Annotated in this window: 17 protein-coding genes; 7 read left to right on the top strand and 10 right to left on the bottom strand. The window is 55.2% G+C overall.

Features of this window, described 5'->3' with window-relative positions; all coding sequences use genetic code 11:
• Window positions 1-65: 65 nt before the first annotated feature.
• Both avtA and ACMYSO_RS12975 read right to left on the bottom strand, forming a co-directional pair.
• On the bottom strand, window positions 66-1,325 hold the full coding sequence (gene avtA / locus ACMYSO_RS12980) for a valine--pyruvate transaminase (RefSeq protein ID WP_434582571.1): 1,260 nt from the start codon (window positions 1,323-1,325) through the stop codon (window positions 66-68).
• Between the two features lie 173 nt (window positions 1,326-1,498).
• Window positions 1,499-3,532: an alpha-amylase gene (locus ACMYSO_RS12975; RefSeq protein ID WP_434665104.1), complete on the bottom strand. Its 2,034-nt coding sequence runs from the start codon at window positions 3,530-3,532 to the stop codon at window positions 1,499-1,501.
• Between the two features lie 314 nt (window positions 3,533-3,846).
• Between ACMYSO_RS12975 and ACMYSO_RS12970 the strand changes: the two genes are divergently transcribed.
• Window positions 3,847-4,665 (top strand): protein bax, encoded by an 819-nt coding sequence (locus ACMYSO_RS12970; RefSeq protein WP_434665102.1) that lies wholly within the window; start codon window positions 3,847-3,849, stop codon window positions 4,663-4,665.
• A gap of 76 nt (window positions 4,666-4,741) precedes the next feature.
• Here ACMYSO_RS12970 and xylR read toward each other — a convergent pair whose 3' ends face one another.
• The 4 genes from xylR to xylF form a co-directional block, all read right to left on the bottom strand.
• Window positions 4,742-5,920 (bottom strand): D-xylose utilization transcriptional activator XylR, encoded by a 1,179-nt coding sequence (gene xylR, locus ACMYSO_RS12965; protein ID WP_123757161.1) that lies wholly within the window; start codon window positions 5,918-5,920, stop codon window positions 4,742-4,744.
• 124 nt (window positions 5,921-6,044) lie between these two features.
• Window positions 6,045-7,226 (bottom strand): xylose ABC transporter permease XylH, encoded by a 1,182-nt coding sequence (gene xylH, locus ACMYSO_RS12960; RefSeq protein ID WP_434582575.1) that lies wholly within the window; start codon window positions 7,224-7,226, stop codon window positions 6,045-6,047.
• Window positions 7,204-8,745 (bottom strand): xylose ABC transporter ATP-binding protein, encoded by a 1,542-nt coding sequence (locus tag ACMYSO_RS12955; protein WP_434582576.1) that lies wholly within the window; start codon window positions 8,743-8,745, stop codon window positions 7,204-7,206. The genes xylH and ACMYSO_RS12955 overlap by 23 nt, the downstream gene beginning before the upstream one ends.
• A 63-nt stretch (window positions 8,746-8,808) precedes the next feature.
• Window positions 8,809-9,801 carry a D-xylose ABC transporter substrate-binding protein gene (xylF, locus tag ACMYSO_RS12950; protein ID WP_434665101.1) on the bottom strand — a complete coding sequence of 331 codons (993 nt, stop codon included), beginning with the start codon at window positions 9,799-9,801 and terminating at the stop codon, window positions 8,809-8,811.
• A 375-nt stretch (window positions 9,802-10,176) separates the two neighbouring features.
• Here xylF and xylA point away from each other — a divergent pair, with 375 nt between their 5' ends.
• Both xylA and xylB read left to right on the top strand, forming a co-directional pair.
• The gene (gene xylA, locus ACMYSO_RS12945; protein ID WP_434665099.1) at window positions 10,177-11,499 is read left to right on the top strand and encodes a xylose isomerase; all 1,323 of its coding nucleotides are present in this window, start codon (window positions 10,177-10,179) and stop codon (window positions 11,497-11,499) included.
• 86 nt (window positions 11,500-11,585) lie between these two features.
• Entirely contained in the window at window positions 11,586-13,043 is a 1,458-nt protein-coding gene (gene xylB, locus ACMYSO_RS12940; protein WP_434665097.1) for a xylulokinase, read from the top strand.
• A 10-nt stretch (window positions 13,044-13,053) separates the two neighbouring features.
• On the opposite strand, the gene ACMYSO_RS12935 is transcribed toward xylB, so the two are convergent.
• Window positions 13,054-14,049 (bottom strand): acyltransferase, encoded by a 996-nt coding sequence (locus tag ACMYSO_RS12935; RefSeq protein WP_434665095.1) that lies wholly within the window; start codon window positions 14,047-14,049, stop codon window positions 13,054-13,056.
• A gap of 179 nt (window positions 14,050-14,228) precedes the next feature.
• Here ACMYSO_RS12935 and ACMYSO_RS12930 point away from each other — a divergent pair, with 179 nt between their 5' ends.
• From ACMYSO_RS12930 to glyS, 3 genes are all read left to right on the top strand, one after another.
• Window positions 14,229-14,534: a YsaB family lipoprotein gene (locus ACMYSO_RS12930; RefSeq protein WP_123757382.1), complete on the top strand. Its 306-nt coding sequence runs from the start codon at window positions 14,229-14,231 to the stop codon at window positions 14,532-14,534.
• Window positions 14,535-14,671: 137 nt separating this feature from the next.
• Window positions 14,672-15,583, top strand: coding sequence for a glycine--tRNA ligase subunit alpha (gene glyQ, locus ACMYSO_RS12925; protein WP_004126458.1), 912 nt, complete (start codon window positions 14,672-14,674; stop codon window positions 15,581-15,583).
• A gap of 9 nt (window positions 15,584-15,592) precedes the next feature.
• Window positions 15,593-17,662: a glycine--tRNA ligase subunit beta gene (gene glyS, locus ACMYSO_RS12920; RefSeq protein ID WP_434665092.1), complete on the top strand. Its 2,070-nt coding sequence runs from the start codon at window positions 15,593-15,595 to the stop codon at window positions 17,660-17,662.
• Window positions 17,663-17,759: 97 nt separating this feature from the next.
• Here the strand turns inward: glyS and ACMYSO_RS12915 are convergent, their stop codons facing one another.
• Window positions 17,760-17,948 carry a hypothetical protein gene (locus tag ACMYSO_RS12915; protein ID WP_434582582.1) on the bottom strand — a complete coding sequence of 63 codons (189 nt, stop codon included), beginning with the start codon at window positions 17,946-17,948 and terminating at the stop codon, window positions 17,760-17,762.
• A gap of 78 nt (window positions 17,949-18,026) precedes the next feature.
• Entirely contained in the window at window positions 18,027-18,236 is a 210-nt protein-coding gene (locus ACMYSO_RS12910) for a YdgH/BhsA/McbA-like domain containing protein (RefSeq protein ID WP_123757170.1), read from the bottom strand.
• Between the two features lie 379 nt (window positions 18,237-18,615).
• Between ACMYSO_RS12910 and ACMYSO_RS12905 the strand changes: the two genes are divergently transcribed.
• Window positions 18,616-20,235: an ABC-F family ATP-binding cassette domain-containing protein gene (locus tag ACMYSO_RS12905; protein WP_434665091.1), complete on the top strand. Its 1,620-nt coding sequence runs from the start codon at window positions 18,616-18,618 to the stop codon at window positions 20,233-20,235.
• A 102-nt stretch (window positions 20,236-20,337) separates the two neighbouring features.
• Here the strand turns inward: ACMYSO_RS12905 and cspE are convergent, their stop codons facing one another.
• On the bottom strand, window positions 20,338-20,550 hold the full coding sequence (gene cspE, locus ACMYSO_RS12900) for a transcription antiterminator/RNA stability regulator CspE (RefSeq protein WP_004868803.1): 213 nt from the start codon (window positions 20,548-20,550) through the stop codon (window positions 20,338-20,340).
• Window positions 20,551-20,808: the final 258 nt, after the last annotated feature.

The following is a 20,808-nucleotide window of genomic DNA, read 5'->3' as shown; positions in this document are numbered from 1 at the left end:
TGTTCCCCGGAAGTGGCGCTGGCGCGCCTGTCCGGGCTACGGGTTAGCAGATGGCGATGAGCCGGTTACGCGGCGCCCTGTTCACTCCAGGCCCGCTCAATCTCTTCGGCGAGGATTTTCACGCCCGCTTCGATTTTTTCCGGGTCCGGTACGTAGTTCATACGCATACATTGATGGGTGTGCGGCCAGGGTTTATCCAGCCCCGGGAAGAAGTAATCGCCCGGCACCATCAGCACGCCACGCTTTTTCAAACGCTGATACAGCAACTCGGTGGAGATCGGCAGATCTTTAAACCACAGCCAAAGGAAAATCGCCCCTTCCGGCTTATGAATCAGGCAGCGTTCTTCGGAAAGATAGCGGCGAATGGTGGCGATCGTCTCCTGTACGCGCTGGTAATAGAACGGCTTAATCACCGTTTCTGACAGCCGCAGCAGGTCATGGCGTTTGATCATTTCACACATCATTGCCGGGCCCATTCCGCCTGGCGCCAGGCTAATAATCCCGTTCATATTGCTGATGGCGGTAATAATCTTTTCATTGGCGATGATGATGCCGCAGCGGCTGCCTGGTAGCCCCAGTTTTGACAGGCTCATGCACAGCACGATATTGGGGTTCCACAGCGGCCTGGCGTCGCTGAAGATAATGCCCGGGAACGGCACGCCATAGGCGTTATCAATCACCAGCGGCACCCCATGCTGATGGGCCAGCGCATCGAGTTTGATCAGCTCTTCATCGGTAATGACGTTGCCGGTGGGGTTGGTTGGGCGAGAGACGCAAATCATGCCGGTCTCTTCGGTTATCTGCAGGTGCTCGAAATCGACGTGGTATTTAAACTGGCCTTCCGGCAGCAGTTCGATATTCGGTCGTGTTGCGACAAACAGATCCTCTTCGAGGCCCGAGTCAGCGTAGCCGATATACTCCGGCGTCAGCGGGAACAGGACTTTACGGGTGGTGCCATCCGCACGGCGCCCGGCAAAGAGGTTAAATAAGTAGAAAAATGCACTCTGACTGCCATTTGTTAGTGCAATATTCTGTGGTTCAATCTCCCAGCCCAGTTCGTCCCGCAGCATCTCCGCCAGCAGAGTCAGCAGCTCGCTTTTCCCCTGCGGGCCGTCGTAATTGCAAAGCGCATCAAGGGCTTTGCCGTTGCTCAGCATATCGGCCAGCAGATTGTTGAAGTAGTCGTTCATCTCTGGGATCTGTGCGGGATTGCCGCCGCCCAGCATGATGGCGCCTGGCGTGCGCAGGCCGTCATTGAGGTCTTCCATCAAGCGGGTAATGCCCGAATGACGGGTGAATTTGTCGCCGAAAAGTGAAAATGTCATCGCGGATAATCTATCGGTCTTCCTGGAAAGTGGGTAACCATAACGCCAGCGTTAGCGCGGTGCAAATCGGCAGGATCGACAAAGGTATCGTGATTATTCTTTGATTATTTTGTTCTGCAGTTATTTATTCTGTTAAAGCTCCTCCGGGAACGGAGGAGCCTTCAGAAGGCGGGTTAGCGCTGGCCTGCCCACACCACCATGACTTTGTCATCGCCGCTTTCGCGGGTGAAGCCATAGCCCTGCGGCATCGAGAGCGTGGTCTGTTTACCCATGCCAATCGCCGGGTGGCGGGCGCGGAACTGGCCGAGCTTCTGCCAGTGGCTGACGCTGAGGGCGGCTTTACCCTCGACATCCTGCCAGTTCATATCGGAACGGGTTCCCTGCAGCGGATCGGACCCGGTAGGGCCAAACGGCCTGGCGGACTCATCGCCGTAGAAGATCTGTACCGCTCCTGGCGCCAGCAGCAACAGTTCTGCCGCCGACGAGCCGCCTTCACGGAACAGGCGGGTATCGTGAGAGGAGAGGTAGCTCAGGACGTTAAAGGTCTGCAGTTTATCCGCCATCTGTTGCCAGGTCAGATCAATCCCGGAGAGGCAGCCTGACGCCTTCGCCGCCTGGTCTTGATAGTCGAAGTTAATCATCGCATCAAAGCCGTGGCGGTAGTAATCGCTCTGCATCACGCCGTGGCCCCAGGCTTCGCCGGTCATCCAGAACGGGGCGTTATCCAGCGCTTTGTCCGGGTTGGCCTGTTTCCATTCCGCCAGCGCTGCGGTGGCCTGAGTTTTCAACTGTTGCCATGCGGCCTGTTCAACGTGCTTAGCGGTATCAACCCGGAAGCCATCGATGCCATAGTCACGTACCCACTGACTCAGCCAGTGGGTCAGATAATCGCGCGGCGTGTAGCCGGGGATCGCTTTTGCCGCAGTGTCCGGCTTCTGTTGATAGAAGTTTGGCAGCCCGGAGGCGGTGGTCGATTCGGTTTTCAGGTCCGGCAGGAAGGCCAGCGACATGGTCAGATCGTCAAAACCGGGGTTGTCGTAGTCGCCAATATCGGTGCGGATCCACTTTTTCCCCCACCATTTTTCCCAGCCGGCTTTATCGCTGAAGTTGATGTAGTCGTTAAAGCTGTGCCAGCTCTGGCCAGGGCCGGGCTTCCAGTCGGTCCAGTGTTGCCCAAGCGTCTTTTTCAGCTCGTCGCCTTGCAGGTACAGGGAGCCGAATTTGAACTCCTGCATGTCGGCAAGCGTGGCGTAGCCGATATGGTTCATCACCACGTCGAACAGAATGCGAATACCGCGTTTGTGGGCCTCATCGACCAGGCGGCGTAAATCTGCCTCGGTGCCCATGTTGGCATCCAGCTTAGTCCAGTCCTGGGCGTAGTAGCCGTGATAAGCGTAATGGGGGAAATCACCTTTGGTTCCGCCGCCGACCCAGCCGTGTATTTGCTCCAGCGGCGAGCTTATCCACAATGCGTTAACGCCTAATGTCTTCAGGTAATCCAGTTTGCTGGTCAGGCCCTGCAGGTCACCACCGTGGAAGGTGCCAATTTCCTGCATACCGTCTTTGTGGCGCCCGTAGCTGTTGTCGTTCGCCGGATTGCCGTTAACAAAGCGATCGGTCAGGACGAAATAGACGGTGGCGTTATGCCAGTTGAAAGGGGCGTCGGCGGCGGTTTTTGCCTGCTCGAGCAACAGTAAGCCGTTGCTGTTGTGGGCTGGCTGCAGGGTGATTTTTCCGCCGCTGACCGTGGCCATATTGCCGCTGTAGAAATCACGGACCTGGCTGCCTTCAGCAAAGGTTTTGCTGACATCCAGCGTCAGCGGCTTGCCGTCCCATTTAGGGCACTGGCGCAGCGGCGTGGCCGATGCCGTCGCCGGCTCTTTTTCCTCCAGCGAGATCATCAACGTCGGCGTACCAGAACGGGTGTCAACTGCCAGGGTGTACAGACCTTCGCGGAATACCCGCCACTGTACAGGGGTCCCGTGGCAGGGTTCCATCGACAGCATCTGGTTGAGTTTTATGGCCCCGGCGGGCTGCCAGCACTGTTGGTCAAAATTAATCTGCAAAGGACGTGTACCCTTCGCCACCTCATTTTGACTGATAAATCGGCCGCTGCCCTCTTCAGTGAAGGCAGGAAAATCAGCGGTGGTCCAGGCGGCGAACGCCATCCCAGGCAACAACAGCGACGCAAGCGCAGCGAGTTTCATTCTGGAGTCCTGTGAGCGGTTTTTGCCTAGTGTGCCCGGTAAGCTCAGGGATGAAATCATCCCGCAGAGGCTTTTGCAGGGATGACGAAAAGGGGTGAGTGATGAAGGTCAAAAAATAGACAAAAAATGAGACGGCGCTAGCATTTTCGTACCCTCATAAGGGCACCGAAACCGATTTCAGATGACAGCATTTAGGAATTGGACTATTTCTGTTAGTGCTCTCACTGGGTATTTTTGATACTATTCGCGACTCAATTAACGTTTTTTTGCGTAAAACAAGGTGTTGGAATGATTAAATCCGACCAGGAGATCTAATGATATCGATTCCCATGCGACGATATGGGGCTGCGATACTCATGTTACTTACCTGCATATTTTCAGGTAGTGTGTTGGCAACAACCCACACAGCAACAACGAGTCATAAAGCCTCAAAAGTTACAAAAAGTAGTCAAGTTAAGGTAAGCAGTAAACAAGAGTATTCTCGCAATAGTGTAAAGAGCAGTTCACTTCCTGATTTGCGAAAATACCCTTCCGGGACACCAAGGAAAAAAGCGTTTCTCCGGACAGTAATGCCTTATATTACTAAACAAAATCAGGTGATTACCGCCGACCGCAACTGGCTTGTTACTAAGCAGTACGACTCGCGCTGGTCACCGACAGAGCGTTCACGTCTGAAGGACATTGCGTCACGCTATAAAGTGAAATGGTCTGGTAATACCCGGCACATTCCATGGAACACGCTGATGGAACGCGTTGATATCATTCCGAACAGTATGGTTGCGACGATGGCGGCAGCGGAAAGTGGTTGGGGTACGTCCAAACTGGCGCGTATGAACAACAACCTGTTTGGTATGAAATGCGGCGGCGGTAACTGCCAGGGTGCAATGAAAGGCTATTCTCAGTTTGATTCTGTAGAGCAGTCAGTTCAGGCTTACGTGACTAACCTGAACACACACCCGGCGTACAAATCCTTCCGAAAATCCCGCGCGCAGCTGCGTAAAACGGATCAGGAAGTGACTGCCAGCACCATGATTCATAAGCTGAAGGGCTATTCGACCAAAGGGTCGAGCTACAACAACTATCTCTTCGCGATGTATCAGGACAATCAGCGCTTAATCGCTGCTCATATGTAATTGAAAATGCCCGGTGCGTAAGCCCGGGCATTTTTGTTTCCGCACTTTTCCCTGCTATCTGTCTCTGCTACATGCCCTACATCATCACTTCACTGTGCCGGTCCCGGTACTCCTTCGGCGTGACGTCGTACTCTTTCTTAAACACCGAATAGAAATATTGCAGTGACGGATAGCCGCACATCTGTGAGATTTCGTTAATTGACAGCGTGGTGGAGACCAGCAGGCTGCGGGCCTTTTCTAACTTCTCGCTATGAATGATGGTGTGAATGGTATCGCCCACCTCCTCCTTGAAGCGCTTCTCGAGGTTGGAGCGGGAGATGCCGACGGCATCCAGCACCTGTTCGACCTTAATGCCTTTGCAGGCGTTATTGCGGATGTAGTGCATCGCCTGAATAACCGAGGGATCGCTCAGTGAGCGATAGTCCGTTGAGCGGCGCTCGACGACACGCATGGGCGCAACCAACCGGCGCTGAAGCGGCAGCGGCTCATTATCCAGCAGACGATGCAGCAGCTTTGCCGCCTGGTAGCCCATCTGGCGGGTTCCCTGGGCCACTGAGGAGAGCGCGACGCGCGACAGGTAACGGGTCAGTTCTTCGTTATCAATCCCAATGACGCACAGCTTCTCCGGTACCGGGATATGCAGCAGTTCGCAGGCCTGCAACACATGGCGGGCCCGGGCGTCAGTCACCGCGATGATGCCGGTTTGCGGTGGCAGCGTCTGTAGCCAGTCGGCCAGGCGATTCTGGGCGTGCTGCCAGTTTTCTGGCGCGGTCTCCAGTCCCTGATAGACCACACCGCGATATTTCTCTTTTGCGACCAGCTGACAGAACGCATGCTCGCGCTCCACCGCCCAGCGCTTACCGCTGGAGGTTGGCAGGCCGTAGAACGCGAAACGCTGCACGCCTTTTTCTTTCAAATGCAGAAAGGCGCTCTCAACCAGCGCGGCGTTATCCGTCGCGATATAGTGCACCGGAGGATAGTCGTCGGGATGGTGATAGGATCCGCCTACACCGATAATCGGGACCTCGACCCCCGCGAGCAGTTTTTCAATTTCCGGATCGTCATAATCGGCAATAACGCCGTCGCCCAACCACTCCCTGATGTTCTCAATTCGCGCCCGAAAATCCTCTTCAATGAAGATGTCCCATTCCTGTTGCGATGCCTGTAAATATTCACCAACCCCTTCGACAACCTGCCGGTCATAGGCTTTGTTGGCATTGAACAGCAGCGTAATACGGTGGCGCTTTGCAAACATAGTGTTGTTCCCTGGTCTTTCTGACTGGCCATACAATACCGGCCAATGCCCGAATCATGACAAGCGTCTTATGCGCAAATCTGGTGGTAGCGCAAAAAATTCGGGCATTATTTTCTTAACGGACCTATCCGCGACGTTTGGTTGCTGAATCCATCCATACCGCCAGCAGCAAAATGGCGCCTTTGACGATGTACTGCCAGAAGGTCGCGACGTCCATCATGCTCATGCCGTTATCCAGCGCCGACATAATAAAGGCCCCCATGACCGCTCCTGCGACGCTCCCCACGCCGCCGGCCAGGCTGGTACCGCCGATCACGCAGGCGGCGATGGCGTCCAGCTCAGCAATGTTCCCGGCGGAAGGCGAACCGGCCCCCAGTCGCGAGCTCAGAATCAGGCCGGCGATCGCCACCATCAGGCCATTGATAGCAAAGACCGCCAGTTTGGTGCGCTCGACGCTGATGCCGGACAGACGCGCGGCTTCCAGATTACCGCCAATGGCGTAGATCCGGCGGCCAAACGCGGTGCGGGTCGCCATAAACATGCCTGCCAGCAGCAGGGCCGCCAGAATCAGCACCGGCGTCGGGACGCCGCGATAATCGTTTAATAACCAGATGGCGCCTAACACAATAACCGCGGTAATGCTCTGACGCGCCACCGTTGAGGTGGGGGCCGGCGTGGTTAACCCCAGCGACTGGCGACGCAGGCGACCGCGCCACTGCCAGACAATAAAGGCTGCCATGCCAACCACCCCGATGCCGAAGCCCAGGCCATCGGGCAGATAGCTTTGGCCAATTTGCGACATCGCCGGGCTGGTGGGGGAGACGGTGGTGCCGTTGGTGATACCGATCAGAATACCGCGGAACGCCAGCATCCCGGCGAGGGTCACGATAAACGACGGGACTTTACGATAGGCAACCCACCAACCGTTCCAGGCACCAAGCAGCAGCCCCATGACCAGCGTGACCACGATGGTCAGCGGCAGCGGCCAGCCAAGCCAGACGTCAAAAATCGCCGCCGCACCGCCGAGCAAGCCCATCATGGAACCCACGGAGAGGTCGATCTCCGCCGAAATAATCACGAAGACCATGCCGACCGCCAGAATCCCGGTGATCGCCGTCTGCCGTAGCAGGTTGGAAATATTACGTGCGCTTAAATAGGCACCTTCGGTGGCCCAGGTGAAGAACAGCATGATCACCACAATCGCGGCGAGCATGACGAAAACCTGTAGGTTCAGCCCCTTGAGTCCAGGCAGACCAGCAGGGGCGGGCGGGATAACTTTAATCTCAGACGACGTGTTTTTCGACATGGGGTTCGCTCCTCAGCGCGGCTTCCATCACCTGTTCCTGGGTCAGATCGTGGTTGACTAAATTGGCTTTCAGCTTGCCTTCATGCATCACCAGCACCCGATCGCTTAACCCCAGCACCTCGGGGAGTTCGGATGAGATGACGATGACGGCGATACCTTGCTGCACCAGTTGATTAATCAATTTGTAGATTTCGTATTTCGCACCGATATCGATGCCGCGGGTTGGCTCATCGAGGATCAGGATGCGTGGATTCAGCAACAGGCAGCGGGCCAGAATCGCTTTCTGCTGATTTCCGCCGCTCAGACGGCCGATGGCCAGCTCTGACGAGGACGTTTTGATTTTCAGCCGCTGAATGGATTGCTGAATGCAGTGCTGCTCGGCGGCATCATCCAGGCTGCTCAGCGGGCCGGTAAACTGATCTAACGCCGCCAGGGTGATGTTCTTCCCGACCGCCATTACCGGAACGATGCCATCTTTCTTGCGATCCTCCGGCACCATGGCGATACCGTGAGCGATGGCCTGCTGGCAGTGATGAATGGCAACCTGTTGCCCGTCAATGAAAATGTCTCCCTGCCAGCGCCCCGGCCAGACGCCAAACAGGCATTGCACGGCCTCGGTGCGCCCGGCGCCGACCAGACCGGCAATGCCAAGAATTTCGCCTTTATGCAGAGAGAAGGAGACATCGTTGACCCGCTTAATGTGGCGATTCACCGGGTGCCATGCGGTTAAATGCTCGACGCGTAGAATTTCGTCGCCGCGCTCGTGTGGTTCGTTGGGGTAGAGGGCGGTGAGTTCGCGGCCCACCATCATGGTGATCACGTCATCTTCATTCATACCGCTGGCGTCACGGGTGCCAATATGCTGACCGTCGCGAATGACGCAGATGGTGTCGGAGATGGCCTTCACCTCATTCAGCTTGTGGGAGATATAAATACAGGCGATCCCGTGAGCCTGGAGATCGCGAATGATATTCAGCAGAATCGCCGTTTCCTGCTCGGTTAATGACGCCGTCGGTTCATCGAGGATTAATAAACGAACCTGCTTATTGAGCGCTTTAGCAATTTCAACCAGTTGCTGTTGACCAAGGCCTAAATCGCCGACGCGGGTATCAGGTGAAATGGCTAAATTAACCTGGGCCAGCAGTTTCTGACAGCGCAGGGTCATGGTTTCATAATCGAGAAAACCATGGCGGGATATTTCCGCACCAAGAAAAATATTCTCCAGTACGCTCAGGTGTTTCACCAGTGCGAGTTCCTGATGAATAATGGCAATACCTTTGCGTTCGGTGTCACGAATATGGTGAGGGGTGATCGTTTCACCGGCAAAAACAATCTCCCCTTGATAGCTGCCGTGAGGATAAATGCCGCACAAGACTTTCATCAGGGTGGATTTACCCGAGCCATTTTCACCACATAAAGAGACAATTTCCCCGGCATTGAGCCGCAAGCTGATATTATCCAGCGCTTTGACGGTGCCGAAGGATTTGGTGATGTTTTTCATTTCGAGTAACCAGGACATAGATGCTCCGCATAAGCGATATCCGGCTGGACAGAAATAACGCCCCGGCAGGGGCGTCGGGGGTTATAATTCGCTTTTTTTGTGGAACCCGTCTTTAATCACCGTTTGTTCGATGTTGCCTTTATTCACTTCAACCGGGGTTAACAGCCGGGCCGGGACATCTTTCAGTCCGTTATTCAGCGTGGTATCGGCCTTCGGTTGCTTATCGTTGCCTAACTCAACGGCGATCTCCGCCGCGGTCGTGGCCAGGGTGGTGATCGGTTTGTAGACGGTCATCGTCTGGGTACCGGCAATGATCCGTTTCACGCCGGCAAGGTCGGCATCCTGACCGGATATCGCCACTTTGCCTGCCAGGCCCTGGGAGCTTAATGCGTGAATGGCGCCGCCGGCGGTAGCGTCATTAGACGCGACGACCGCATCAATTTTGTTGTTGTTGGCGGTGAGCGCATTTTCCATAATTTTCAGCGCATTTTCCGGCAGCCAGCCGTCAACCCACTGGTCGCCGACAATTTTAATTTTGCCTTCATCGATATACGGCTTGAGGACTTTCATCTGCCCGGCACGGAACAGTTTGGCGTTGTTATCGACCGGAGATCCGCCCATCAGGAAATAATTCCCCTGCGGGGTTTTATCAACCAGGCTCTGGGCCTGCATTTCGCCGACTTTTTCGTTATCAAATGAAATATAGAAATCGATGTCGGCGTTGTTGATCAGGCGGTCGTAGGCCAGGACTTTAATCCCTTCCTGTTTCGCTTCTTTAATGACATTACTTAATACCTGACCGTTGTAAGGAATAATAACCAGCACATCAACGCCGCGGTTTATCATATTTTCGATTTGCGACATTTGTGTTTCTTCATTACCATTGGCGGACTGCACAAATACTTTCGCACCTAATGATTCGGCTTTGTTGACAAAAATATCACGATCTTTCTGCCAACGTTCAAGACGGAGATCGTCAATGGCCATGCCAATCTTAACTTCTTTAGCAATACCCGCCATGCTGGTGAGCAGGAGTGAAGCACAGAGCGTGAGGCAAAGGTTCTTTATCTTCATAATAATAACGCCTTTTTTGTAGGGTGCAGGATAAGACGAACGGGGTAAAGAAACGGCCTGATACTTAGTAGATTCTTAACAGCCAGAGGACTGCTGGCAATTATCTGTGCTTATTTTGCGGTTACGAAATTTCGTTTGTTTGCTGATTTATGACCACGATCTTATTTTTAAAAATGATGGTTTGCGCTATATCATTGATATGACTCTGAAGAGAAAATGACGGCGCGATTATTAATATTGCGTTATGGGATCTGGCGCACGTTTGTGGATTCTCTCAATGGTGGTGTGAAATAACGTAATTGAGGAAAGTAAAACAGCGATTCTATATTGAGGTCAGACGAATTACCCGCCGCATCCCTGAATATGGAGTTCATTATGCAGACCTATTTCGATCAACTCGATCGCGTTCGTTATGAAGGCCCGAAAACCACTAACCCGCTGGCATTCCGTCACTACAACCCGGATGAGCTGGTGTTGGGCAAACGTATGGAAGAGCATCTGCGGTTTGCCGCCTGCTACTGGCATACGTTCTGCTGGAACGGGGCCGATATGTTTGGCGTGGGCTCTTTTAACCGTCCGTGGCAGCAGCCGGGCGATGCACTGGAAATGGCCAAACGTAAAGCCGATGTCGCCTTTGAGTTTTTCCACAAGCTGAACGTCCCCTATTACTGCTTCCACGATGTTGACGTCTCTCCGGAAGGCGCCTCGCTGAAAGAGTACCTGGAGAATTTCTCCCGGATGGTGGATGTGCTGGCGGCGAAGCAGGAACAAAGCGGCGTGAAGCTGCTGTGGGGCACGGCAAACTGCTTCACCAACCCGCGCTACGGTGCCGGAGCAGCGACTAATCCGGATCCGGAAGTCTTCAGTTGGGCGGCGACTCAGGTCGTGACCGCCATGGATGCGACCCACAAACTGGGCGGGGAAAACTATGTCCTGTGGGGCGGTCGTGAAGGTTACGAAACCCTGCTGAATACCGACCTGCGCCAGGAACGTGAGCAAATTGGTCGTTTCATGCAGCTGGTGGTTGAACACAAACATAAAATCGGTTTCCAGGGTACGCTGCTGATTGAACCTAAACCGCAGGAGCCGACCAAGCATCAGTACGATTACGATGCTTCTACCGTCTACGGCTTCCTTAAGCAGTTCGGCCTGGAAAAAGAGATCAAGCTGAATATTGAAGCCAACCACGCAACCCTGGCCGGCCATTCGTTCCACCACGAAATTGCCACCGCCATTGCGCTGGGGCTGTTCGGTTCCGTCGACGCTAACCGCGGCGACCCGCAGCTGGGCTGGGACACCGACCAGTTCCCGAACAGCGTGGAAGAGAATGCGTTGGTGATGTATGAAATCCTGAAAGCGGGCGGCTTTACCACCGGCGGGCTGAACTTTGATGCCAAAGTGCGTCGCCAGAGTACCGACAAATACGATCTGTTCTATGGTCATATTGGGGCGATGGATACCATGGCACTGTCGCTGAAAGTAGCTGCGCGTATGATTGAAGAGGGCGAGCTGGATAAGCGCGTCGCGAAACGCTACGCCGGCTGGAACGGCGATCTGGGCCAGCAAATCCTGTCCGGGAAAATGACCCTGATGGAGATCGCCCAGTACGCGGCGCAGCATAATCTGGCGCCGCAGCATCAGAGCGGCCATCAGGAACAGCTGGAGAATCTGGTTAACTATTATCTCTTTGATAAGTAATGATGACGCCCGGCTCTGCCGGGCGTTGCACTAGTATGCATGCGCGCGCCACGGTTAGCCGTGGCGCGCGGTTAAGGAGAGTCCGTATGTACATCGGGATTGATTTAGGCACCTCGGGCGTGAAGGCCATTCTGCTCAATGAGCAGGGCGAGCTCCTGGCGTCGCACACCGCGCCCCTCAACGTATCGCGCCCACACCCGCTGTGGTCTGAACAAGACCCCGAGCACTGGTGGCTGGCGACAGACCGCGCCATGCAGGCGTTGGGTGCACAGCACGCGCTGCGCGACGTCAAAGCCATCGGTATTGCCGGGCAGATGCACGGCGCCACGTTGCTGGATAAACAGCAGCGGGTCCTGCGTCCGGCGATTCTGTGGAATGATGGTCGTAGCGGAGACGAGTGCGCCGAGCTGGAACAGGCCGTGGGGCGCTCGCGGCAGATTACCGGCAACCTGATGATGCCGGGTTTCACCGCGCCGAAATTACTCTGGGTTCAGCACCATGAACCTGAGGTTTTCCGTCAAGTTGATAAAGTTCTGTTGCCGAAAGATTACCTCCGTCTGCGGATGACCGGCGATTATGCCAGTGATATGTCAGATGCCGCCGGTACCCTGTGGATGGATGTCGAAAAACGCGACTGGAGCGATGAGATGCTCGCCGCCTGCGGCCTGAGCCGCGATAACATGCCTGCGCTGTTCGAAGGCTGTGAAGTGACGGGTACGCTGCGTGCCGAGGTCGCTCAGACCTGGAATATGCCGCAGGCGCTGGTGGTGGCTGGCGGCGGCGATAACGCAGCCGGTGCGGTCGGCGTGGGGATGGCGGATGCGGGCCAGGCCATGCTCTCCCTGGGAACCTCCGGGGTCTATTTTGCGGTTAGCAACGGCTTTCTTAGCAAGCCTGAAAGCGCGGTGCACAGTTTTTGCCACGCCCTGCCGGGTCGCTGGCATTTGATGTCGGTGATGCTGAGTGCCGCTTCCTGTCTGGATTGGGCCGCAAAACTGACCGGCCTCGGCACGGTGCCTGCGCTGATAGCCGCGGCGGAATCGGCGAATGAGAATAGTGATACGATCTGGTTTTTACCCTATCTCTCCGGTGAGCGTACTCCGCACAATAACCCGCACGCCAAAGGCGTCTTTTTTGGTCTGACCCATCAGCACGGCCCGGCGGAGCTGGCGCGCGCGGTGCTGGAAGGCGTGGGTTATGCGCTGGCGGACGGTATGGACGTGGTGCATGCCTGCGGCGTGAAACCGGAAAGTATCACCCTGATTGGCGGCGGGGCGCGCAGTCCCTGGTGGCGGCAGATGCTGGCGGATATCAGCGGCCAGCAGCTTGATTTTCGCACCGGCGGTGACGTCGGGCCAGCCCTTGGCGCTGCTCGCCTGGCGCAGCTGGCGCTGCATAAAGGTGTGGCGTTCTCCGACCTGCTGCCGCAATTGCCGCTGGAACAGGCGCACCGACCCGACGCTGAGTGTTTTGCCCGCTATGCGCCGCGCCGGGAAACCTTCCGGCAGATTTATCAGCAGCTGCTGCCGCTGATGTCGTCATAAATCCGGGGGGTTAGCTGACCAGACGTCGGGTATCCAGGCGCTGTAGCAGTATCGACAGCAGCAGGCTGCCCGACAGCGCCGTACCAAACACCCACAAAATATCCAGCAGCGGCCAGCGGGTCAGCACCAGGCCGCTGGCTCGTAGCGCATGAATAAGCAATGCATGAAAGCCGTAGATCCCCAGCGAGTGGCGGGCAATCAGCGCCAGGAAAGGGATCTGGCGCTGATTTAGCGTATTTTTTACTAGCGTAAACAGGGCTATCGCGCAGATAAACACCGCCGGTCCGCAGTATAAATACCAGGTATCGCCGAAGTCGCCCCGCCATGACAGCTCGTGCAGGGTCCCGCGTGAAATCACCCAGATCGCCGTGGCAACAAGCCCGGCGCACAACAGCGTGAGCCATTTTTTCTCCGTCTCCATCATGCCTATTGCCCGGCCCAGCACGCCGTACAGGACGTAGTAAAACGTATCGCCGTTGATGTAGAGGTTGAGCGGCAGCCATTCGATGCCGCCGGCTTTGAGCGACACCATGTTGGGGTTCGCCAGCAGGCCGATGACCAGCATCAGGACCAGCAGCATTTTGGGCGCCACCTGTTTCACCTGCAGCAGCGGAGAGAGCAGGTAAATGACGATGATGGCGAAGAAAAACCACAGGTGATAGAACACCGGCTTTTGCAGCAGATTCTTCAGCGACAGCAGTACGTTGATATGGGTGAACAAGGTGATGTAGAGCAGCGATAGCGCGCTATAGAACAGTACACACAGGACGATACGCAGGAAATGCCGCGGCTGGGCGCTGCGTTCACCGAAAAACAGATAGCCTGACATCATGAAAAACAGCGGGACGCTGGCCCGGGACGCGGAGTTAAGCAGGTTGGCAATATCCCAGTCCAGCAGGTTAATCGTGTGGGGATGGGTGATGTACCAGGTGGTGCTGTGGATCATCACCACCATCATGCATGCAATACCGCGCAAATGTGTAATCCAGCGTATTTTTTCCTGCATCAGTGCCTCAGTTGCTCCTGCTTAAAGAGAGTCTGACTTCCCTTACCGGAGGGTGTCGCAATGGAATATTCCGAGTTTCCCGCAATACTCTTGTCGGGATGTGGAGAGATTCGCACAATGGTCCGGTGATTTCACGTAGCCTGCAAGATAACAATTTGCTAACAAAACGGTTGGGAAAAATGGTGATGAAATATTTATTTTCTGGTCTGTTAGTGCTCCTGCTCGCGGGCTGCAGCCAGTCGCCAGCTCAGCCGGTGCAAAAAGCGCAGCGTGCGCGTATTACGCCGCAAATTACCCTGAATATGGAGCAACTGTGCAAGGATCAGGCCGCAAAACGCTATAGTACCGGAACCAGAATGGTTGACGTCAGCCGTTTTGAGCAGTTTCAGGGGAGCTACGAGCTCTCAGGCCTGACCTCGAAGAATGAGCACTTTATCTGTTCTTTTGACCCAGACGGGCAGTTTTTACATCTTTCTATGCGGTAAATCGGGCCCTGATGCCCCATGATGGCGCGAATTTCCGCAATTTTGTTTAAACAATACCGTTTCGTACTGTATATCTCGCATCCAGCGGGTATACTGATCCCTTCCTTTAAATCCACACGTATCCAGCACGAAATAATATGCAAAAGTTTGATACCAGGACCTTCCAGGGCCTGATCCTGACCTTACAGGATTACTGGGCTCGTCAGGGCTGCACCATTGTTCAACCACTGGACATGGAAGTCGGCGCCGGCACCTCTCACCCGATGACCTGCCTGCGTGCGCTGGGGCCAGAGCCGATGGCGACCGCCTATGTGCAGCCTTCCCGCCGTCCGACCGACGGTCGCTATGGCGAAAACCCGAACCGCTTACAGCACTATTACCAGTTCCAGGTGGTCATTAAGCCATCGCCGGACAACATTCAGGAGCTGTACCTTGGGTCTCTGAAAGAGCTGGGTATGGATCCGACCATTCACGATATTCGCTTCGTGGAAGACAACTGGGAAAACCCGACGCTGGGTGCCTGGGGTCTGGGTTGGGAAGTGTGGCTGAACGGCATGGAAGTGACGCAGTTCACTTACTTCCAACAGGTGGGTGGCCTGGAATGCAAACCGGTTACCGGTGAGATCACCTACGGTCTGGAGCGTCTGGCAATGTACATTCAGGGCGTAGACAGCGTTTATGACCTGGTCTGGAGCGACGGCCCGCTGGGTAAAACTACCTACGGCGACGTGTTCCATCAGAACGAAGTCGAGCAATCGACCTACAACTTTGAATACGCGGATGTCGACTTCCTGTTCTCCTGCTTCGAGCAGTATGAGAAAGAAGCACAGCAGCTGCTGGCGCTGGAAAACCCGCTGCCGCTGCCTGCCTACGAGCGTATTCTGAAGGCCGCCCATAGCTTCAACCTGCTGGATGCACGTAAAGCCATTTCCGTCACCGAGCGTCAGCGCTATATCCTGCGCATTCGCACCCTGACCAAAGCAGTGGCGGAAGCCTACTACGCTTCCCGTGAAGCCCTCGGCTTCCCGATGTGCAACAAAAACAAATAAGAGGCGGCCATGTCTGATAAAACTTTCCTGGTGGAAATCGGCACCGAAGAGCTGCCACCAAAAGCCCTGCGCAGCCTGGCTGAATCCTTTGCTGCGAACGTTACCGCGGAACTGGATGCTGCTGGCCTCGCCCACGGCGCCGTTGAATGGTTTGCTGCACCGCGTCGTCTGGCGCTGAAAGTCGCTAACCTGGCGGCATCTCAGCCGGATCGCGAAGTCGAAAAACGCGGCCCGGCAGTCTCTGCGGCGTTTGATGCAGAAGGCAAACCGAGCAAAGCGGCCGAAGGCTGGGCGCGTGGCTGCGGAATCACCGTCGACCAGGCCGAGCGTCTGGCTACCGATAAAGGCGAATGGCTGCTGTATCGTGCGCATGTGACGGGCGAAAGCGCCGAAGCGCTGCTGCCAAACATGGTAGCAACCTCACTCGCGAAACTGCCGATCCCGAAACTGATGCGTTGGGGCGACTCTGACGTCCACTTCGTCCGTCCGGTCCACACCGTGACGCTGCTGCTGGGCGATAAAGTGATCCCGGCAACGATTCTGGGTATCGCGTCTGACCGCGTGATTCGTGGTCACCGCTTTATGGGCGAACCGGAATTCACCATCGACAATGCCGATCAGTATCCGCAGATTCTGCTGGAGCGCGGCAAAGTGGTGGCGGATTACGCAACACGTAAAGCGATGATTAAAGCCGACGCAGAAGCCGCGGCGCAGAAGATTGGCGGTAAAGCCGATCTCAGCGAAAGCCTGCTGGAAGAGGTCACCTCGCTGGTCGAGTGGCCGGTAGTTCTGACGGCGAAATTCGAAGAAAAATTCCTCGCGGTACCGTCTGAAGCGCTGGTATACACCATGAAAGGTGACCAGAAGTACTTCCCGGTGTACGCCGAGGACGGCAAACTGCTGCCGAACTTTATCTTCGTGGCTAACATCGAATCTAAAGACCCGCAGCAGATCATCTCCGGTAACGAGAAGGTGGTCCGTCCGCGTCTGGCGGATGCGGAGTTCTTCTTCAACACCGACCGTAAAAAGCGTCTGGAAGATCATCTGCCGCGTCTGCAGACCGTGCTGTTCCAGCAGCAGCTGGGCACGCTGCGCGACAAAACCGACCGTATTCAGGCCCTGGCGGGCTGGATTGCCGGTCAGATCGGCGCCGATGTTAACCACGCGACCCGTGCGGGCCTGCTGTCGAAGTGCGACCTGATGACCAATATGGTCTTCGAGTTCACCGATACTCAGGGCGTCATGGGGATGCACTACGCGCGCCATGATGGCGAAGCCGAAGACGTTGCCGTCGCGCTGAACGAGCAGTACCAGCCGCGCTTCGCCGGTGATGACCTGCCGTCTAACCCGGTTGCCTGTGCGGTGGCGATTGCCGACAAGATGGACACCCTGGCGGGTATCTTTGGTATCGGCCAGCATCCTAAAGGTGATAAAGACCCGTTTGCGCTGCGTCGTGCCGCGCTGGGCGTGCTGCGCATCATCGTCGAGAAGAACCTGAATCTGGATCTGCAGACGCTGACGGAAGAAGCGGTGCGTCTGTACGGCGACAAGCTGACCAACGCGAAGGTTGTTGATGATGTTATCGACTTCATGCTCGGTCGTTTCCGCGCCTGGTATCAGGATGAAGGCTACACCGTTGACACCATTCAGGCGGTACTGGCGCGTCGTCCGACCCGTCCGGCAGATTTCGATGCCCGTATGAAGGCGGTCTCACACTTCCGTACTCTGGAAGCGTCATCTGCACTGGCTGCGGCCAACAAGCGTGTTTCCAACATCCTGGCGAAGTCCGATGAAGTTCTGAACGACATCGTTCACGCCTCGGTGCTGAAGGAATCTGCTGAGATGAACCTCGCCAGAAACCTGGTCGTACTGCGCGATAAGCTGCAGCCGTACTTTGCCGAAGGTCGTTATCAGGAAGCGCTGATCGAACTGGCTGCTCTGCGTGAGCCGGTGGATGAGTTCTTTGAGAACGTGATGGTGAATGCCGAAGATAAAGACGTGCGTATCAACCGTCTGACGCTGCTGTCGAAGCTGCGCGATCTGTTCCTGCAGGTTGCGGATATCTCTCTGCTGCAGTAACGGTTCGTCTGCATAATAAAAAACCTGCCCGATGGCAGGTTTTTTTATGCGCTAAGCGATGGATTAGCTCATCGAAAGGCCGTTCGGCCCTTCTGTTTTACTGCAGATTACCTGCAGTCAGGTTCTCTTTATCAAAGGCGTGGCTGACGTTGATACGATTCTGATGCACTGAGGTATCAATGTTTGAACCGGCTTCCGGCTGTGCAGGCTGACGTTCTGCGGCCATCACGCCAGAGGAAAGTGAAGCAGCCAGCAACAGGGCGGTGATCACGCTGATATTTTTCATTCTGTATTCCTTCTTCATCGTGTTGTCGTTGTCGCCTGTCTGGTTCACGTCCGGCGGCCCGGCAAAAACGGGGACGACTTATTTAGTCAGTTCGGCAGTCATATGTACGCGGTTGTTAAACTGGGCGCTGGTGATTTTGTATGACGCACCTTGTTCAGCAGCCTGAGCAGCAATTTTCGCTTCTGCGCGGTCCAGTGTGGAGGCGGTAGTGCTGATACTCTGGGCAAATGCACCGAAGGACATCAGGGAGAGGGCGGAAACTACAGCTAAAGTTTTGATGGATTTCATGGTCATATTCCTTAAGTGATTTTGTGTGTAAGAGCGCGTTGTTGCTCTGATGTGATAAATAATAGAGCGAAAATTGATTGATTAAAATTGGAACAATTTGCGCATCTAATTCAAAAAAATAGAATGATAATTGAGCGATAAAAATCACGCGATATTGCGAATGTTTTGCGTCTGCTGGCGGGGGAGAGTCGATTGGCCTGAAAGCGGTTGTTGGAAAATTAATCTTGTCATGAGGGGGCGGGTATGGCTATCCTGTGCCCCGACGAATCCCTCCTCTCACTGAGAGCACACTGAAATGGACCAACACGCCTGCTGAATTCGGATCCTTGCTAACGCACTGCGTCAGCAGGGGATGTATTGATTTCATTCAGGAGTGCTTATGGCCCATTGTGCCCAATCCCCCTCTTTTATTTTGCATCAGGTTACCTGTCAGTTTGCGACGGGAGAAATGCTTTTTGGTCCGCTGAATATCGCGCTGGAGACATCACTCTGCGGCCTGGTCGGGCGAAATGGCGTCGGGAAAACCCGGCTGCTGCGCCTGCTGGCGGGCATCGATTCGCCCTCAGGTGGACACATCGAACACGCTACCTCACTGGCCTATGTTGCTCAACAGCCGGCTATCACCTCCCGCACATCGCTGGCCGTCCTGTTGGGCTATGAGCCCATATTTTCTGCCTTGCGGCGGCTTGAGTGCGGTGAAGGACTGCCTGACGACGTCGATAGTCTGGAAGGTTTCTGGGATCTGCGCGATCGCCTGAGCGCGGCGTTTGAAGAGGCTGATCTGCCGGCGTTTTCCCCCGATCGACTCGCGTCGTCACTGAGCGGTGGGGAGCGGGTGAAAGCGTTACTGTGCGGGGCCTTTCTGTCAGGCTCGGACTATTTATTGCTGGACGAGCCAACTAACCACCTGGACAGACAGGGACGCGATTGGTTGTATCAGCAGCTTGAACGCTGGCCCGGCGGGGCGCTGATAGCCAGTCACGATCGCGCGCTGTTGGCCAACATGCCGCGCATACTTGAGCTCACGCCCGGCGCGCTGCGCAGCTACGGTGGCAACTACACCGATTATCAGCAACAGCGTGAAATAGAACAGCAGGCGGCGCGTTCGGCGTTGGAACATGCTGCGACCGAGCGCCGTCGCACGCGTGCCCGGATGCAAAAGGAGCATGATGCCAGCCAGCGACGCTCTGCTCAGACACTGCGTGTGGTTGATACGCTGAACATCGCCTCCTTTGAGCGGGTGAAATACAAAGGAGCGGCGAAGGAGCGTCCGGGTACATTGCAGCGCCAGCACCGGGAACAAAATAGTGCCCTGAACGCTGCGGTTGCTCAGGCACGTGAGCGGGTTGAAGAAGATGCTGCGGTGATGTTTACCCTGCCGGGAAGCCAGGTTGCCGCCGGCAAACAGGTATTCGTCCTCGATGCTTTACGGCTGGCCTTTTCTGACACGCCGCCGCTGGACTGGCGACTTGACGGACCGTTGCGCGTGGCGTTGCGGGGTCCAAACGGTTGTGGGAAAACCACGCTTCTGAAAACGTTGATGGGCCTGGTAGCACCTCTATCCGGCGAGTGTCGGGTATCGGTGCATACGGCCTGGTTGGATCAACACTTGTCGCAGCTGGATTTGTCGCTGTCGGTCATGGCGCACCTTAATCTTGATAATACTCCGCTGGAGGCAGGTGCATTACGCAGCCGTCTTGCCCGACTGCAGTTGGGGGCGGATAAAATTAATCTGCCGTTGTCGGCATTAAGCGGCGGCGAGCGATTAAAAGCCGCGCTGGCCTGTGTGCTGTGGCGGCGTGAAGCGGCGCAGCTTCTGTTGTTGGATGAGCCAACTAACCATCTTGATTTAGCGTCCACCCGGGCTATCGAGTCGGCATTAGCGACGTTTCCTGGGGCGATGATTGTCGTGTCGCATGACGATGATTTTCTGCAAGGATTGCGGCTGACCCACTCGCTGGAGTGGCGTAGGGAAGGCTGGCATTTTTCAGCGCTGTAAAAACAAAAAAACCGCCCTCTGTGAAGGCGGCGGTTTTGATCAGCAGATAAAAAAAATCCCCGCCGTAAGGCAGGGATCTTGAATTCTGAGCTTAATTTAAGCTTACAGGCTGGTTACGTTACCAGCTGCCGGGCCTTTAGCGCCGCTTTCGATGGTGAAGGAAACTTTCTGACCTTCATCCAGAGATTTGTAGCCATCGTTCATGATAGCGGAGAAGTGTACGAACACGTCTTTAGAACCGTCATCAGGAGTGATGAAGCCGAAGCCTTTGTCAGCGTTGAACCATTTTACGATACCAGTCATTTTACCGGACATAGCGAAATACCTTTAAATAATAAATGAACCTTTCGGCGATAAGGTCTGGACTACAGATTTGAAGCTATAAAGGGAAAGTTCACTACCGGGGTATCTATGATAACCGCTCAAGGACTACTCTATACCAATGCTCTGTGGTCTGTACATCAAACCTGCGAGCATTAACTCATTTTTGCGCAGCGATAGCAAACCTTTTTTTCACACAAATAAAAACGGTCCCGTATCAGGACCGTAGTCAGACCCTCGCTTTATTATAGA

The organism is Klebsiella sp. B345, assembly GCF_051131735.1.
Taxonomy (GTDB): domain Bacteria; phylum Pseudomonadota; class Gammaproteobacteria; order Enterobacterales; family Enterobacteriaceae; genus Klebsiella.
Note: the sequence above shows the minus strand (reverse complement) of the source record. Positions and strands in the feature narration are given on the sequence as shown.